Source organism: Kribbella sp. NBC_00889, assembly GCF_045207705.1.
Taxonomy (GTDB): Bacteria; Actinomycetota; Actinomycetes; order Propionibacteriales; family Kribbellaceae; genus Kribbella.
Genome location: NZ_CP108783.1, coordinates 2,360,190 through 2,373,966 on the forward strand (window position 1 = coordinate 2,360,190; position 13,777 = coordinate 2,373,966).

At 68.7% G+C, this 13,777-nt stretch carries 16 protein-coding genes; 7 read left to right on the forward strand and 9 right to left on the reverse strand.

Translation table 11 applies throughout. From position 1 onward, the window contains the following. Positions 1-108: 108 nt before the first annotated feature. Together OG817_RS11380 and OG817_RS11385 are read left to right on the forward strand one after the other, a co-directional pair. A complete protein-coding gene (locus tag OG817_RS11380; RefSeq protein WP_406053871.1) occupies positions 109-417 on the forward strand; it encodes a WhiB family transcriptional regulator in 309 nt (102 codons plus the stop codon). Positions 418-491: 74 nt separating this feature from the next. After that, on the forward strand, positions 492-770 hold the full coding sequence (locus tag OG817_RS11385; RefSeq protein ID WP_406053873.1) for a hypothetical protein: 279 nt from the start codon (positions 492-494) through the stop codon (positions 768-770). A gap of 48 nt (positions 771-818) precedes the next feature. Here the strand turns inward: OG817_RS11385 and OG817_RS11390 are convergent, their stop codons facing one another. Continuing rightward, positions 819-1,451, reverse strand: a complete 633-nt coding sequence (locus OG817_RS11390; RefSeq protein WP_406053875.1) for a TetR/AcrR family transcriptional regulator — start codon at positions 1,449-1,451, stop codon at positions 819-821. A gap of 88 nt (positions 1,452-1,539) precedes the next feature. Between OG817_RS11390 and OG817_RS11395 the strand changes: the two genes are divergently transcribed. From OG817_RS11395 to OG817_RS11405, 3 genes are read left to right on the forward strand one after another with little or no spacing between them, the layout of a single operon-like run. Further along, positions 1,540-2,211: a hypothetical protein gene (locus OG817_RS11395; RefSeq protein WP_396393513.1), complete on the forward strand. Its 672-nt coding sequence runs from the start codon at positions 1,540-1,542 to the stop codon at positions 2,209-2,211. Between the two features lie 2 nt (positions 2,212-2,213). Continuing rightward, the gene (locus tag OG817_RS11400) at positions 2,214-3,473 is read left to right on the forward strand and encodes a cytochrome P450 (protein ID WP_406053878.1); all 1,260 of its coding nucleotides are present in this window, start codon (positions 2,214-2,216) and stop codon (positions 3,471-3,473) included. Between the two features lie 58 nt (positions 3,474-3,531). After that, complete coding sequence (locus tag OG817_RS11405; protein WP_396393515.1) at positions 3,532-4,485, forward strand: LysR family transcriptional regulator; 954 nt, start codon at positions 3,532-3,534, stop codon at positions 4,483-4,485. Here the strand turns inward: OG817_RS11405 and OG817_RS11410 are convergent. Genes OG817_RS11410 through OG817_RS11445 form a run of 8 tightly spaced genes read right to left on the reverse strand, consistent with a single transcriptional unit; the run spans position 4,469 to position 12,502 of the window. Then, a complete protein-coding gene (locus OG817_RS11410) occupies positions 4,469-5,656 on the reverse strand; it encodes a vWA domain-containing protein (RefSeq protein ID WP_406053880.1) in 1,188 nt (395 codons plus the stop codon). The two genes, OG817_RS11405 and OG817_RS11410, sit on opposite strands and share 17 nt — an antisense overlap. After that, positions 5,646-6,344, reverse strand: a complete 699-nt coding sequence (locus OG817_RS11415) for an SRPBCC family protein (protein WP_406053881.1) — start codon at positions 6,342-6,344, stop codon at positions 5,646-5,648. Before OG817_RS11415 ends, OG817_RS11410 begins: the two co-directional genes overlap by 11 nt. After that, positions 6,341-7,219 (reverse strand): AAA family ATPase, encoded by an 879-nt coding sequence (locus tag OG817_RS11420; RefSeq protein ID WP_406053883.1) that lies wholly within the window; start codon positions 7,217-7,219, stop codon positions 6,341-6,343. The genes OG817_RS11415 and OG817_RS11420 overlap by 4 nt, the downstream gene beginning before the upstream one ends. Then, positions 7,216-7,797 carry an NTP transferase domain-containing protein gene (locus tag OG817_RS11425; RefSeq protein ID WP_406053885.1) on the reverse strand — a complete coding sequence of 194 codons (582 nt, stop codon included), beginning with the start codon at positions 7,795-7,797 and terminating at the stop codon, positions 7,216-7,218. Before OG817_RS11425 ends, OG817_RS11420 begins: the two co-directional genes overlap by 4 nt. A 5-nt stretch (positions 7,798-7,802) precedes the next feature. Continuing rightward, positions 7,803-8,693, reverse strand: coding sequence for an XdhC family protein (locus OG817_RS11430; protein WP_406053888.1), 891 nt, complete (start codon positions 8,691-8,693; stop codon positions 7,803-7,805). Between the two features lie 7 nt (positions 8,694-8,700). After that, positions 8,701-11,094 carry an aerobic carbon-monoxide dehydrogenase large subunit gene (locus OG817_RS11435; RefSeq protein ID WP_406053890.1) on the reverse strand — a complete coding sequence of 798 codons (2,394 nt, stop codon included), beginning with the start codon at positions 11,092-11,094 and terminating at the stop codon, positions 8,701-8,703. Beyond that, positions 11,091-11,615, reverse strand: a complete 525-nt coding sequence (locus OG817_RS11440) for a (2Fe-2S)-binding protein (protein ID WP_360447431.1) — start codon at positions 11,613-11,615, stop codon at positions 11,091-11,093. The genes OG817_RS11435 and OG817_RS11440 overlap by 4 nt, the downstream gene beginning before the upstream one ends. Beyond that, the gene (locus tag OG817_RS11445) at positions 11,612-12,502 is read right to left on the reverse strand and encodes an FAD binding domain-containing protein (protein WP_396393522.1); all 891 of its coding nucleotides are present in this window, start codon (positions 12,500-12,502) and stop codon (positions 11,612-11,614) included. The genes OG817_RS11440 and OG817_RS11445 overlap by 4 nt, the downstream gene beginning before the upstream one ends. A gap of 175 nt (positions 12,503-12,677) precedes the next feature. Here OG817_RS11445 and OG817_RS11450 point away from each other — a divergent pair, with 175 nt between their 5' ends. Then, on the forward strand, positions 12,678-12,992 hold the full coding sequence (locus OG817_RS11450; RefSeq protein WP_406053893.1) for an XdhC family protein: 315 nt from the start codon (positions 12,678-12,680) through the stop codon (positions 12,990-12,992). A gap of 5 nt (positions 12,993-12,997) precedes the next feature. Then, entirely contained in the window at positions 12,998-13,777 is a 780-nt protein-coding gene (locus OG817_RS11455; protein WP_406053895.1) for an XdhC family protein, read from the forward strand.

Sequence of the window (13,777 nt, forward strand, 5' to 3'; positions counted from 1 at the left end):
TCTTCCTGCTGGCTGCAATGCGCACGGGGTGCTGGCTGCGACGACACGTTGGCAGGGGCAAGTCAGTCTGGCTGGAATGAGCTGTCCCGCGGAGAACGGAGCCGCACGATGAGTCTCTCGATGGACCTGCCCGCTGCCGGGGCGACGTCCGGGAGGTGGATGTTCAGCGCTGCGTGCGCGGGCCTGGACCCGGAGTTGTTTTTCCCGATCGGGACCACGGGGCCCGCGATAGCGCAGATCGAACAGGCGAAGCAGATCTGCTGCGGCTGCGGTGTGCTCGAAGAGTGCCGTCGCTGGGCGATGAACACCGGGCAGGAGGCGGGGGTCTGGGGCGGGCTGTCCGAGGAGGAGCGCCGCGCCCTGAGGCAACGCAGGGTCGAAAAGCGGCGGCGCGAGCTCCGTCATTTGTTCGATTGAATCGGACCAGCGTGTTGGTGATTGACCAACTCTGACCTTGCCGGGTGCATCTAACTGGTGTCCAAGGGGGCATCGTGAAATGTATTCACACCATCATTCACATCCGCAGACCGATCCGCACCGCGTTCGCCGTACTGGCGATCGCAGCACTACCGGCGGGAGTCGTCGCTGTACCTGCGTTCGCAGGCGCCACCACGACGACGAACGCAGGAGCTGCCGCCGGTTGTCCCGCCGGCTGGGGTTCATTGCCTGAGGCAAGTACCTACACCGGACCGGGTCACCTGACGAACGTCCGGACCGGCCGGCATGCCTGTTTCGACCGGAGCGTGTTCGACGTCGCCCACCAGTGGTGAGCGGTGGGCAGTACGGTCAGGGCCACGCGCTGCGGTTGCCCCCAGCAACTACTGGGTGGGCAGCAGTTGGGTGGTCAGGGCGTCGGCCGTCCATTGCTCCCAACGACCGGGGCTCCAACCGCGGCGTTCAGTGAGGTATTGATACATCTCGGGGCTGAGTAGGGCGAGGGCGATGTCGGTCGCCATGGCTGGGTCGAGGCCGTCGCGGAGGGGGCCTTTCGCTGCGAGGGCAGTGATGAGCTGTTCCATCACGATGGCACGCTGGGTGTTGTTGGTCTCCCAGAGATCGGCGATCTCAGGGTCGGCGGAGGCGGCGCTGGCGACGACCTGAAGCACGGGGGCGACGCGTCGATAGATCTCGCGCGCGAGTCGCGCCTGCTCGCGAAGTTGCTCGCGCTGGCCGGCTTCGGAGATCGCTGCGCGCACCCTGGGGCGTTCCAGGGTCGGCACGGGTTCCTCGTCGCCGGCAACCGCGGTGTCGAGGATCTCGCTGAGCAGGGCCCGCTTGGTGCGGAAGGTGAAGTAGAGGGTCTGCACGGCCACTCCGGCCTCGTCGGCGATGGCCTGCATCGAGGTGGCGGCGTATCCACGCGCGGTGAACAGACCCAGCGCCGCCGTGCGCATCCGGCGTCGGTTGGCGCGCGTCTTGTCCGCTCTGCTGGTGGTCTCGCTCGCGTTCATGGTCGGAGCCTAGCAGTTGACTAGAGTGTTGCTCTAGTGATCCACTAGAGCAACACTCTAGTGACAGCCCCGAACGGAGATCCGATCGATGAGCGAGACCGTTGTGCAGTCCGGCGTCATACGCCGGCAGTTGCGTACCACCGCAAGGCTGACCGCGCTGATCGGCGGACCGCTGTTCTGGCTGGGGACGCTGCTGCATCCCGCCCGTGACGGGTGGAGCATCGCGGAGGTCGGGGAGCGGTACGGGCTCACGCATGACATCCAGGCAGCAGGCCTGTTCCTGCAGATCATCTGTCTCGCGAGCATGATCGCGTTGGGAACCCAGGTCACCGGGCGGCGAGCGCTCCGCTCCTGGTACGTGGCCTTGTCGGGCACTTTGCTGTGGTTCGCGCTGATCATCTTCGACGGATCGCATAACCCGGTCCGAGCGGAGTACGAACCAAGCTTGGTGCACGAACCGGCCGACTTGAACACGCCCGCCGCTCTGATCGTCATTCCGGCCCTGCTCGCGTTTCCACTCGGCTACCTGTTGCTGGCCCGCACGCTCAATCGATCTGGCCTGCGGTGGACCGGCGTACTGCTCGGCGTCGGCGCCACGGTCTACACGATCGGCGGGCTGTTCATCTTCACGTCAGGCCCGCGATTCGGGCTCATTCAGATCTTCGAAGTCGCCGGCGCCACCCTGTACGCGGTCGGGTTCGTCCAACTGGGCCGCGCCGCAGCCAACGACCTCAACCTGCCTCCCGTCTCGGCCGCCTAGTCATGGCGGCCTCCCGGACTCCCATCACTGGTGCGGCGACCATCATTGAGGATCTGCTGTCGCCGGCTGGACGGGCCGACCCGTTCCCGCTGTACGCCGCGGCGCACGGGATCGGTCCGGTCCTCGCCGTGACCGACGATGTCTTCCTCGTGTGCGGTTACGCGGAGGTCAATCAGGTGCTCCGAGACCCAGGTTTCGGGTTCCCGGACGCGGCACCGAGCCCCTCCACAACGACGGCCGGCGCCGACGCCCTCCTGTCGATGAACCGGTCGATCCTGCGGGCCAACCCACCGGACCACGGGCGCATGCGCTCCTTGATCTCCCAGGTGTTCACACCGCGCCGAGTCGCCTCACTGGAACCGTCGGTTCTGAACGCTGTGGACAACCTGCTCGACCGGCTCGCCAAGTGTGGGGCCGACGGCCAGACCGTGGACTTCATGGATCAGTTCGCGTTCCAGTTGCCGGTCGCTGTGATCTGCGAACTCCTCGGCATCCCGATGCAGGACCGGCAGCGCTTCCGCCCGCTGGCATCCGACCTGACGGCGGCGCTCGAACTGTCCGGCGGCGTCGCCGGCCCCGCTGACGCGGCCGCACGCGAACTGGGCAGCTACTTCACGCATCTGATCAGCGAACGTCGCGCGGCGCCGGGCAGCGACCTTGTCAGCGCTCTGGTGGCCGTCCGCGACGCGGACGACGGCAGCCTGACCGACGAGGAACTGCTCGCGAACCTCATCCTGCTGCTGGTCGCCGGCTTCGAGACGACCACCGATCTCCTCGGCAACGGCCTGGCACTCCTGCACCAGCATCCGGACGTCGTCGCCGCCCTGCGCTCTGATCAGGTGACGGCCGCGGGCTTCATCGAAGAGGTACTGCGCTTCGACTCCCCGGTGCAGGTCGCCACCCGGATCGCACGCGCCGGCGGACTGGTCGTCGGAGACGTCTCAATTCCCGCCGGCAGTGCCCTGATCCTGCTGCTCGGAGCCGCGAACCGCGACCCGGCCCGCTTCGACGACCCCGACCACTTCGATCCGGCGCGCGCCGACAACAAACCTCTCAGCTTCGGCGCCGGCCCACACATCTGCCTGGGCAACAGCCTCGCCCGACTCGAAGCATCGGTCGCGTTCCCACGCATCCTTGCCCGCTTCCGCAACCTCTCAGCAGACCCCACCCAAGAGCCTGTCCGCCGGGACAGACTCGTCCTGCGTGGCTACCAGACCCTCCCGATCCGCCTCGAGGCCGCCTCTGCTCCGGGAGTCAGCTGATCGTGGTGCCTTCCGGCACGCGGCGAAAGCTGGGGCGCGGTTCTACGATGGCGAGACGATGACGCCTACTCAGCTACGCGCGTTCTCCGCGGTCGTGCGCCTCGGTTCGGTGAAGGCCGCCGCCGCTGAGCTCGAGGTCACCGAGGCCGCCGTCTCCCTGCACGTTGCCCAACTGCGCAAGGAACTCGGCGACCAGTTGTTCACCCGGACAGCGTCAGGGCTGGCGTTCACTCCCGGCGGGTTGCGGCTGGCCAGCCGTGCCGTGGAGTTGCTCGGACTGCAGAACCGGACGATCCAGGAGGTCAGCCAGGCCGGGCGCGGCCGGAGGCTGATGCGGATCGCGGCCTCGACCCTGTTCGCGGAGTACGCCGCCCCGGGCCTGATCGAACTGTTCGCCGGCCGGGCGGATGATCTGGACGTCGAGTTGAGTGTGCACCATCCGCGCCAGTTCGCGGCGCTGTTGTCCGAGCGTTCGGTCGACGTTGCCCTCGGCCCGGTTCCGGCCGGCCTGCCCGAGTCGATCCGTCGCGTCCCCTTCCTCAACTACCGGCTCGTGGTGGTTGCCGACAGCGAGCATCCGGCCGCGATCGGCCCGGCCCGGCCGGCGATGCTGCGTGAGCAGACCTGGTTGCTCGGCCCCTCGGCGGTCACTGACGGCGCGGTCGCGGCGATGTTGCGCAAGCTGGAGGTGCCGGAGCAGAGGCAACGGATCTTCCAGAGCCACGCGGCGGCGATCGAGGAGGCCAAACGTGATGGGGGAGTCGCGGTGGCCTTGTCGTCCGCGGTCGCCGGCGACGTGTCGAACGGCCGGTTGACGATCGTCACCGGTCGTGGACTGACGATGGGCGGGGTCTGGTCGGCGATGACGTTGCCGGCGCATGCCGTCGTACCCGCCGCCGCCGAGTTGACGCGCTTCATCACCACGCCGCGCGCCACCCAGGCGATGTTGCGGGGATCGGGCGTGACGATCGGGCATTTCCGGCCCTCGATCCACGTCACCTTGTGGAGTTGACCACCTCGGCCAGCGCGTCGAGGGTGTTGCCCGGGAGCAGGGCGTCGCAGTACGGCAGGGCCGCGACCAGTGCGCCGGTGAGCGGCTGGTAGCCGGGAGCCGCGACGCGCGGATTCATCCAGATCACTCGATGGGCGCGCCGGGACAGTCGAGCCATCGTCCGGGCCAACTGCTCGGGGTCGTCGCTGTCCCAACCGTCGGAGGCGATGATCACCACGGCGCCGCGGACGAGTGCGCCGTACCTGGACTTCAGCAGGCTGGCCACGTTGGTGGCGATGCGGGTTCCACCGAAGCGGTCCGCGACCAGCGTGGACGCCTGATCGACCGCGACCGCGACATCGCGATGTGCGAGTACGGCGGTCAGCCGCGTCAAGGTCGTTCCGAAGGCGAACACCTCCGCTCCGGCACTGATCGTTGCCGCCCGCATCAGATGCAGGTACGGCGTGATGAATGCCTGCATCGACTGGCTGACATCACACAGCATGACGAGGCGTCGCGGCTTGTGCACCGGGCCGGTGCGAACCAGTTCGGTCGGCTCCCAGCCCGTGCTGCGCGAGCGCGCCATCGTGGCCCGAAGGTCGATCATCGTGCCGCGGCTGCGGGTTGCGAAGCGGCGGGTACGACGGGTCGGCCAGTGCTCGCGAGCACTCTCCAGCCAGGCACCGACCTCCGCGAGTTGCACCGGGTCGAGCGCGTCGAACGGCGTGTCGCGCAGACCGGTGAGTGCGCTCGGGAGTCGTTCGGGCACAGCAAGGCCGGTGTTCGCGTCTTCGGCACGCCCGGTAGCGGCGGTGGGCATGGAGATCCAGGGCAGGCCTGCGCCGTCGTGAACCATTGCCGATGGTGGGATCCCATGGCTGGTGCCGCGGTCGGGAGCGGAGTCGAGCGGCCTGCGACGGGACTGCGGATCGACTGCGACGACCGTGTCCGCGAAGACGGCGGCGAACACTGCGTCGTACCTGTCCAGGTCCTGTCTGCGGCGTACCAAGGTGACTCGGCCGAGCCAGTACAGACGGCGTTGGTTGTCCGCCGGCTGCACCGTCAGTGCCTCGGTGAAGAGTTCCGTCGCGGTCAGGTCGACGGAGATGCCCGCGGTTCGCAGTCGCTCGGAGAACGCCACGGCGAACGACGCACGGTCGACCGCACGGAAGAGGACGGCATCATCGGACAAGGAAGTAGATCACCACCGCCACGATCACGACGACGGCCAGCACCGGGACCGACCGCCGCGCCACCGAGCCGCCGGCCAGGTGCATCAGGTCGAGCGGAGCCGGCTCGGTGCTGTCGGACGAGGCTCGCAGCGAGTCCGCCTGGTCCGGCGCCACCGTATCGACCGCACGATCGCCGGCCAGTCCATCCCCGCCGACTCGGCTGGGCGCGGGCTCGGCTGCGGCTACGTGCTCGGCGCCCAGTGCGCCCGCTGCCAGCTTGGCTTCCAAGCAGGCGGTGAACTCTCCGAGGAGCTTCTCCGAGACTTGTTTGATCATGCTGCTGCCGAACTGGGCGACCTTGCCGGAGATGCTCAGGTCGGTGTCGACGCTCACCCGGGTGCCGGCCGGGTCGGGCGTGAGGTCCGCGGTGATCCGCGCGGAGGCGTTCCCGGATCCGCGCGAATCCTTGCCCTTGGCATCGATCACAGCATGGTACGTCGCGTCGTCCTTGGTCTCGAATCGCGCCGTACCACCGAAGTCGCTCACCACCGGACCGAGCTTGACCCGGACCTTGCCCTGGTAGTTCTCGCCGTCGAACCCGGTCAGCTGGGCACCCGGCAGACACGGCGCGATCGCCTCGAGGTCGGTCAGCACAGCCCACGCCTGGGCGGGCGGCACGCTCACGGTGAACTCGTGGGTGATCCTCATGCTGTCCCCTCGCTCGGTTCGAACAGTTCGGTCATGGCGTCCACGTCGTCGGGCGACTTGGCGATCGCCGACAGCGTTCGGAGCGCGTCGTCGCGACCCAGCGAGGTCACTCCGAGCGCGCTCAACGCGGCGACCCAGTCGATCGTCTCGGCCAGCCCGGGCGGCTTGTCGAGGTCGAGTTGCCGGGCCCGGCCGACGAAGTCGGTGACACTGCGCACGAGCGGTTCGGCGGCGGCCGGGATCCGGCGCCGGACGATGCGCACCGCGCGGCCGGGCGAGGGGAACTCGATCCAGTGGTAGAGGCAACGGCGCCGCAGCGCATCGTGGAGCTCGCGGCTCCGGTTCGACGTGAGGACGACGTACGGCGGCCGGGCGGAGGCGAACGTGCCGAGCTCGGGGATCGTCACCGACGCTTCGCCGAGGAACTCCAGCAGCAGCGCCTCGAACTCGTCGTCGGCCCGGTCGATCTCGTCGAGTAACAGCACCGGTGGCACCGGGCCGGTCGCCGTGACACTGCGCAGGATCGGACGCTCGATCAGGAACTCGGAGGTGAAGAGGTCGGTGTCCTGGAGTCTGTCGTGCCTGGACTCGGCCAGCCGGATCGCCAGCAGTTGGCGCTGGTAGTTCCACTCGTACAGGGCTTCGCGTGCGGTCAGCCCTTCGTAGCACTGCAGCCGGATCAGGGACGTGCCGAGAACGTTCGCCAGGGTGAGAGCCGACGCGGTCTTGCCGACACCGGGCTCGCCTTCGAGCAGCAGCGGGCGGGGGAGCGTGCAGGCGAGGTAGAGCGCCGTCGCGGTGCCCTCGTCGAGAAGGTGGCCGGCCTGGTCGAATCGGGTGACGACCTCCTCGATGTCGCGGAACGGTGCCGTCATCGCTCGATCCCCTGTGCCAGCAGACTTTCGTAGTCGTCCCAGGTGTCCACGTCCGCCGGCACCTCCGTGTCCACCGGTACGTCGACAACGGCGTGACGGCCCGACTCGACCAGCTTCCAGACCCCTTTGTCCCCGTGCAGGTTCGCGAGCTCGGGGAACACCGATCGGGCGAACCAGAACGGATGACCGATCCCGTCGCGATAGCCGCAGACGGCGATCGGCGCTTCCGCCTGAATCACCGACCGCGCGGATCGGACCCGGACTCCGGGCTGGTCGCCGAGCATCAGCACAATTCCGGTCGTCCGATTGTCGACAACGTCGAGCGCCGAGACGATCGAGGACGAGCAGCCGCTGCCGTACGACGGGTTCAGGACTACTGTCGCCCCGCTCAGGTCGACCGTCGCGCGGACATCCTCGGCCGCGCCGCCCAGCGTGACGAGCAGCTGGTCGAACTCACAGTCCCGCGCGGTTCGCAGTACGGCGTCCAGCAGCGTCGTACCGCCGTACGGGAGAAGCTGCTTCGGCTGACCCAGTCGGTGCGACCCACCCGCGGCGAGCACCAGTCCGGTCACGAACATGCCGGTCAACCCGCGACCTGCGCAGCGTAGGCGTCACGGCACCCCTGGCCGCAGAACCAGTAGGTGGTGCCGTCGACCTCGAGGTACGGCGTATCGGACTTGATCAGCACCGACATCCCACACACCGGATCCACGACCTGTACGGCGATGCTCTCCGCCGGAATCTGGGCGGGGTGGAGACCGTTCTGCCGCATCGAGCGCACAACGTCCGCGAGCACGGACAGGGCGATCTCCCCGGGGCTCTCCGCGCCGAGGTCCAGGCCGACCGGTGTCCGGACGCGGGCCGACTCCTCGTCGGTCAGGCCGAGCTCGGCCAGCACCGCGCGACCACGCTTGCCGCTGGCAACCAATCCGACGAAGCCGACACCGGCGTCCAGCGCTGCCCGCAGTGGAGCGGTCTCGTCCCGGCCGAGCCCCGCCACGACCACGGCGAGCGTGCCCGGCGACGGCGGCCGGGTCCCGTCGAGCCGCTCGATGGCGAAGCCGGCCGCGGTTCCGACCGCGACCATCGCCTCGGCGATCGGCGTCGCGCCCGAGATGCCGAGCAACGGCGGGGGGATCTGTGGCTGCAGGAAGATCTCCAGCGAGCCGCCACTCAGGCAGGGATTGGTCGCCACCACGGCGCCGGGAACCTCCGGAAACGCATCCGCCGCCGTGGGGACGACACGCAGCAGCACAGCGCGGCCCTCGCTGAGAGCCGCGAGTGACGCCGACACGACCGAACCCTCGGCGCAGATGCCGCCCACGAATCCCTCCAGCGATCCGTTCGCCAGTACGACCGCGTCGTCACCCGGCCGCGCGGATGTCGGGTGCTCCGCGCGGACGACGGTCGCGTGCACGAACGGCACTCGTGCACCGGTGAGTTCGGCGATCCGTTCGGTGACGGTTGTGTTCATGCGCACCTCACACCGGCGGCCGCGGCCGGCCCTGCATGGCGTCCCAGACCCTGGACGGTGTCAGCGGCATGTCGGCGTGCCGGATGCCGAACGGCTTCAGTGCGTCCACCACGGCGTTGACGACGGCGGCCGGTGACCCGACCGTGGCCGACTCGCCGATGCCCTTCGCGCCGATCGGGTGGTGCGGGGACGGAGTGACGGTGTAGCCGGTCTCCCAGTCGGGGACCTCCAGCGCGGTCGGGATCAGGTAGTCCATCAGCGATCCGCCGAGACAGTTGCCGTCCTCGTCGAAGGCGATCATCTCCATCAGGGCCATCCCGACCCCGTCGGTGAGGCCGCCGTGCACCTGGCCCTCGATGATCATCGGGTTGATGCGCGTCCCGCAGTCGTCCACCGCGACGAAGCGCCGTACCTTGACCACCGCGGTGCCGGGATCGATGTCGACGACACAGATATAGGCGCCGTACGGATAGGTGAGGTTCTCCGGGTTGTAGCAGATCTGGGCCTCCAGGCCGCCCTCGATGCCTTCGGGAAGGTCACCGGCGCCGTGCGCCCGCATCGCGATGTCCTGGATGGTGACCGCGGTGCCCGGGTCGCCCTTGACGTGGAACGATCCCTTGGTCCACTCCAGGTCCGCGACCGAGACCTCGAGCATGCCGGACGCGATGATCCGGGCCTTGTCGCGGACCTTGCGGGCGACCAGCGCGGCGGCCGCGCCGGACACCGGAGTCGAGCGACTGCCGTAGGTGCCGAGGCCGAACGGCGTGTTGTCGGTGTCGCCGTGCACCACCTCGATGTCGTCCGGCGGGATGCCGATCTCCTCGGCGACGATCTGCGCGAACGTCGTCTCGTGCCCCTGGCCTTGCGTCTTCACCGACAGCCGGACCACGGCCTTGCCGGTCGGGTGGACCCGCAGTTCACAGCCGTCGGCCATGCCGAGGCCGAGGATGTCCATGTCCTTGCGGGGGCCGGCGCCGACCGCCTCGGTGAAGAACGAGACGCCGATGCCCATGAGTTCGCCCCGGGCGCGGCGTTCGGTCTGCTCGCGGCGGAGTTCGTCGTACCCGGCGAGTTCCATCGACAGCCGCATGGTCTTCTCGTACTCGCCCGAGTCGTAGACCCAGCCGGTCTTGCTCTGGTACGGGAACTGCTCGGGACGGATGAAGTTCCGCAGCCGCAGCTCGGCCGGGTCCATCTGGAGTTCGTACGCGAGACAGTCGACCAGCCGCTCGACCAGATAGACCGCTTCGGTGATCCGGAACGAGCAGGCGTACGCGACACCACCCGGCGCCTTGTTGGTGTAGACGGCGGTCATCTTGCAGTACGCCGCCTCGAGGTCGTAGCTGCCGGTGAACACCCCGAAGAATCCGGCCGGGTACTTGACCGGAGCCGCCGTACCGTTGAACGCTCCGTGGTCGGCCAGCACGTTGGTCCGGATCGCCAGGATCTTGCCGTCCCGGGTCGCCGCGATCTCGCCGCGCATGATGTAGTCCCGGGCGAAGCCGGTGCTGGTGAGGTTCTCCGACCGGTCCTCCATCCACTTGACCGGTTTGCCGAGTACGAGCGACGCGACGATCGCGCACACGTAGCCGGGGTAGATCGGGACCTTGTTGCCGAAGCCGCCACCGAGGTCGGGAGCGATCACCCGGATCTTGTGCTCGGGCAGGCCGGACACGAGTGCGTAGACGGTCCGGTGTGCGTGCGGTGCCTGGCTCGTCGTCCAGAGCGTGAGCTTGCCGTCGACGCGGTCGTAGTCCGCGACACATCCGCATGTCTCCATCGGCGCGGGGTGGACGCGCGGGTAGACGATGTCCTCCTTCACGACGACATCGGCCCGCGACATCACGTCCTCGGTCGCGGCGGCATCGCCGGTCTCCCAGTCGAAGCAGTGGTTGTCCGTCTTGCCTTCCAGGTCGTCGCGGATGACCGGCGCGTCCGCCGCCAGTGCGGTTCGCGCGTCCACGACCGGGGGCAGCGGGTCGTAGTCGACGTCGATCAGTTCGAGCGCGTCCCGGGCGGCGTACCGGTCCTCGGCGACGACGACCGCGACCTCCTGGCCCTGGAACCGGACCTTGTCGGTGGCCAGCACCGCCTGTACGTCGTTCGAGAGCGTCGGCATCCAGGCGAGGCCCTGGGCGGCGAGATCGGCGCCGGTGATGACGGCCTTCACCTTCGGATGGGCCTGAGCGGCGGTGACGTCGATGCTCGCGATCCGCGCGTGCGCCATCGGTGAGCGCAGGACCGCGAGGTGCAGCATGCCGGGCAGCTGGATGTCGTCGACGTACTTGCCCAGGCCGCGGATGAAGCGTGGATCCTCTTTGCGCAGCATCCGGCCGTGGCCGAGCGGCTTCTGGTCGTTGTCGTCGAATGTCTCGGTCGGGCGGGTCGGTGTGGCGGTCATGCGGGGCTCCCGGCGGTCTCTGGCGCGGGTTCGGCGGCGTCGGCGGGTTGCGCGCCGTCGGGGTGGGTCGCGGCCCAGCGGATCGAGCGGACGATGGTCGCGTAACCGGTGCAGCGGCAGATCTGGCCCGAGATCGCCTCGCGGATCTCCTGCGGGGACGGGTCCGGATTGCGGTCGAGCAGCGCGCGGGCGGTCATCATCATTCCCGGCGTACAGAAGCCGCACTGCAGTCCGTGGCACTGCATGAAGCCTTGCTGAACGGGGTCCAGGCCGTCCTCGGTCTCCAGGCCTTCCACCGTGCGTACATCGTGGCCGCCGGCCATCGCGGCCAGGACGGTGCACGACTTGACCGGCTCGTCGTCCATCCAGACCACGCAGGTGCCGCAGTTGCTGGTGTCGCAGCCCCAGTGGGTCCCGGTCAGCCGGAGGTGATCGCGGAGGAAGTGCACGAGCAGCGTGCGGCCCTCGATCTCGGCCGAGACCTCTTCGCCGTTGACGGTCATCGTCACCTGCATGGTCATGCCCTCCCTTGTCCGGAGCGTTCGTCGTACCGCTGGACCGCCGTTCGGAAGGCTCGGGTGGTCAGCTCTGCGGCGAGGTGCCGCTTGTACTCGGTGCTGCCGCGCATGTCGGTGACGGGCTCACTCGCCGCCGCGGCCAGTTCGCCGGCCTGCCGGAACAGCTCTTCGGACGGTGGGTTGCCGCGCAGCGTCTCGGAGATCGCCGGGATGCCGGTCGTGTTCGGTCCCACCGCGGCCAGGCCGGCCCGGGCGTCGGCGATCACACCGTCCCGGATCCAGACCGCGGCGCCCGCTGACACGACAGCCCAGTCACCGGCTCGGCGCTCGACCTTGTAGTACGCGCTGGAGCCGCCCGGCCGGACCGGGAATCGCACCTCGGTGAGGATCTCGTCGTCACCGACGGCCGTCTCGTACGGGCCACGGTAGAACTCGTCCATGCTGACCACCCGCGTTCCGGACGGTCCCCGGATCACACAGCTCGCGTCCAGCGTCGTACACACCGCGGACAGATCCTCGGACGGATCGGCCTGGCAGAGCGAGCCGCCGATCGTCCCGCGATTGCGGACCACCGGATCGGCGATCACTCGTTCGGCGTCGGCGAAGATCGGGAACAGCTCCGCGAGATCGGCCGACTCCAGCAGCTCACGGTGCCGGGTCATCGCGCCGACCCGCACCTCGTCCGGCGTCACCGTGATCCGGCCGAGTTCGTCGTGCAGCTCGTTGATGTCGATCAGGTACTCGAAGTTGGCCAGCCGGAGCTTCATCATCGGCAGCAGGCTGTGCCCGCCGGCGATCAGGCGTGCCGAACTGCCGAGCCGGTCGAGGAGTTCGACGGCGTTGTCGACACTGGTGGCGCGCTCGTACTCGAATGGTGCTGGAACCTGCATGCCGGGCTCCTTCGTCGACGCGGATACCTCGATGGCACCGCGCCGGCACCCCACTGTCAACGGCTACCTAAGCCATTCCTTAGGTGCGCAGGCGGGAACTGCACCGACCAATCGATCGCAGGCCCCCACAGGGCCGATCGGGGCTAGTTTCGACGTACCGGAGGGGAGGCGGTGAATGCGCGATCTGCTCAACGACATCGACCGGTGGCGAGCCGACGGTCGAGCCGTCGTACTCGCCCGGGTCGTGGACCTGGAGGGTTCCGGGCCGCGCGGTCCGGGCGCCGCGATGGCCGTCAACGATCGGCTGGAGGTGACCGGCTCGGTGTCTGGTGGCTGCGTGGAGGGTGCATTGGTCACCGCCGCCGAGGAGGTGTTCAAGACCGGTGAGCGGTCCGTGCACACCTTCGGGTACTCCGACGGCGAGGCGTTTGCCGTGGGCCTGACCTGTGGCGGCACGATCCATGTGTTCGTCGAGCCGCTCGACTGGTGACGGGCGTGTACGCCGAACTCGCCGAGGCGCTGCGGACACGGCGGCCCGTCGTCCTCGTCACCGTGGTGGACGGCCCGGCGACCGGTGCCAAGCTGCTGATCACGGCGGAGGGGGAGCGGACCGGAAGCCTGGGCGACGCGGCGCTGGACGACCGGGTGGAGAGGGACGCACTGGGTGCGTTGGCCGCCGGCCTGACCGGCGTACGGCACTTCGGCCGGCACGGCGAGCCGGAGCGGACCGACCTCACTGTCTTCATCGAATCGTTCACGGCACCGCGGCGGATGATCATCTTCGGCGCCGTCGACTTTGCCGCCGCGCTGACACAGGCAGCCAAGCTGCTGAAGTATGCCGTGACCGTCTGCGATGCACGTCCGATCTTCGCCACCCGGGCCCGATTCCCGCAGGCCGACGAAGTGATCGTCGACTGGCCCCAGCGACTGCTCACCCGAATCGGTGCGAGCCTGACGCCACGCGATGCGGTGTGTGTCCTCACGCATGACGCGAAGTTCGACGTACCCGCGATCGTCGCGGCGCTGGGCACCGAGGTCGGCTACCTGGGTGTCATGGGTAGCCGCAACACCCACAGCGATCGGCTGGTACGCCTTCGCTCCGCAGGCGTCCCCGAGGCGGCCCTGGCCCGCCTGCACGCCCCGATCGGCCTCGACATCGGCGCGCTGACCCCCGAGGAAACCGCCGTCTCCATCTGCGCCGAAATCATCGCCGAACGCGCCGGCCTGGAAGTCGTCCGCCCTTTGCGACAGGTGAAGACACCGATCCACCACTGA

Excerpts from the sequence above, each read along its gene's own strand:
- OG817_RS11380 (WP_406053871.1), top strand. The coding sequence starts at position 109 with ATGAGTCTCTCGATGGACCTGCCCGCTGCCGGGGCGACGTCCGGGAGG.
- OG817_RS11390 (WP_406053875.1), bottom strand. The coding sequence starts at position 1,451 with ATGAACGCGAGCGAGACCACCAGCAGAGCGGACAAGACGCGCGCCAAC.
- OG817_RS11395 (WP_396393513.1), top strand. The coding sequence starts at position 1,540 with ATGAGCGAGACCGTTGTGCAGTCCGGCGTCATACGCCGGCAGTTGCGT.
- OG817_RS11400 (WP_406053878.1), top strand. The coding sequence starts at position 2,214 with ATGGCGGCCTCCCGGACTCCCATCACTGGTGCGGCGACCATCATTGAG.
- OG817_RS11405 (WP_396393515.1), top strand. The coding sequence starts at position 3,532 with ATGACGCCTACTCAGCTACGCGCGTTCTCCGCGGTCGTGCGCCTCGGT.
- OG817_RS11415 (WP_406053881.1), bottom strand. The coding sequence starts at position 6,344 with ATGAGGATCACCCACGAGTTCACCGTGAGCGTGCCGCCCGCCCAGGCG.
- OG817_RS11420 (WP_406053883.1), bottom strand. The coding sequence starts at position 7,219 with ATGACGGCACCGTTCCGCGACATCGAGGAGGTCGTCACCCGATTCGAC.
- OG817_RS11425 (WP_406053885.1), bottom strand. The coding sequence starts at position 7,797 with ATGTTCGTGACCGGACTGGTGCTCGCCGCGGGTGGGTCGCACCGACTG.
- OG817_RS11430 (WP_406053888.1), bottom strand. The coding sequence starts at position 8,693 with ATGAACACAACCGTCACCGAACGGATCGCCGAACTCACCGGTGCACGA.
- OG817_RS11435 (WP_406053890.1), bottom strand. The coding sequence starts at position 11,094 with ATGACCGCCACACCGACCCGCCCGACCGAGACATTCGACGACAACGAC.
- OG817_RS11440 (WP_360447431.1), bottom strand. The coding sequence starts at position 11,615 with ATGACCATGCAGGTGACGATGACCGTCAACGGCGAAGAGGTCTCGGCC.
- OG817_RS11445 (WP_396393522.1), bottom strand. The coding sequence starts at position 12,502 with ATGCAGGTTCCAGCACCATTCGAGTACGAGCGCGCCACCAGTGTCGAC.
- OG817_RS11450 (WP_406053893.1), top strand. The coding sequence starts at position 12,678 with ATGCGCGATCTGCTCAACGACATCGACCGGTGGCGAGCCGACGGTCGA.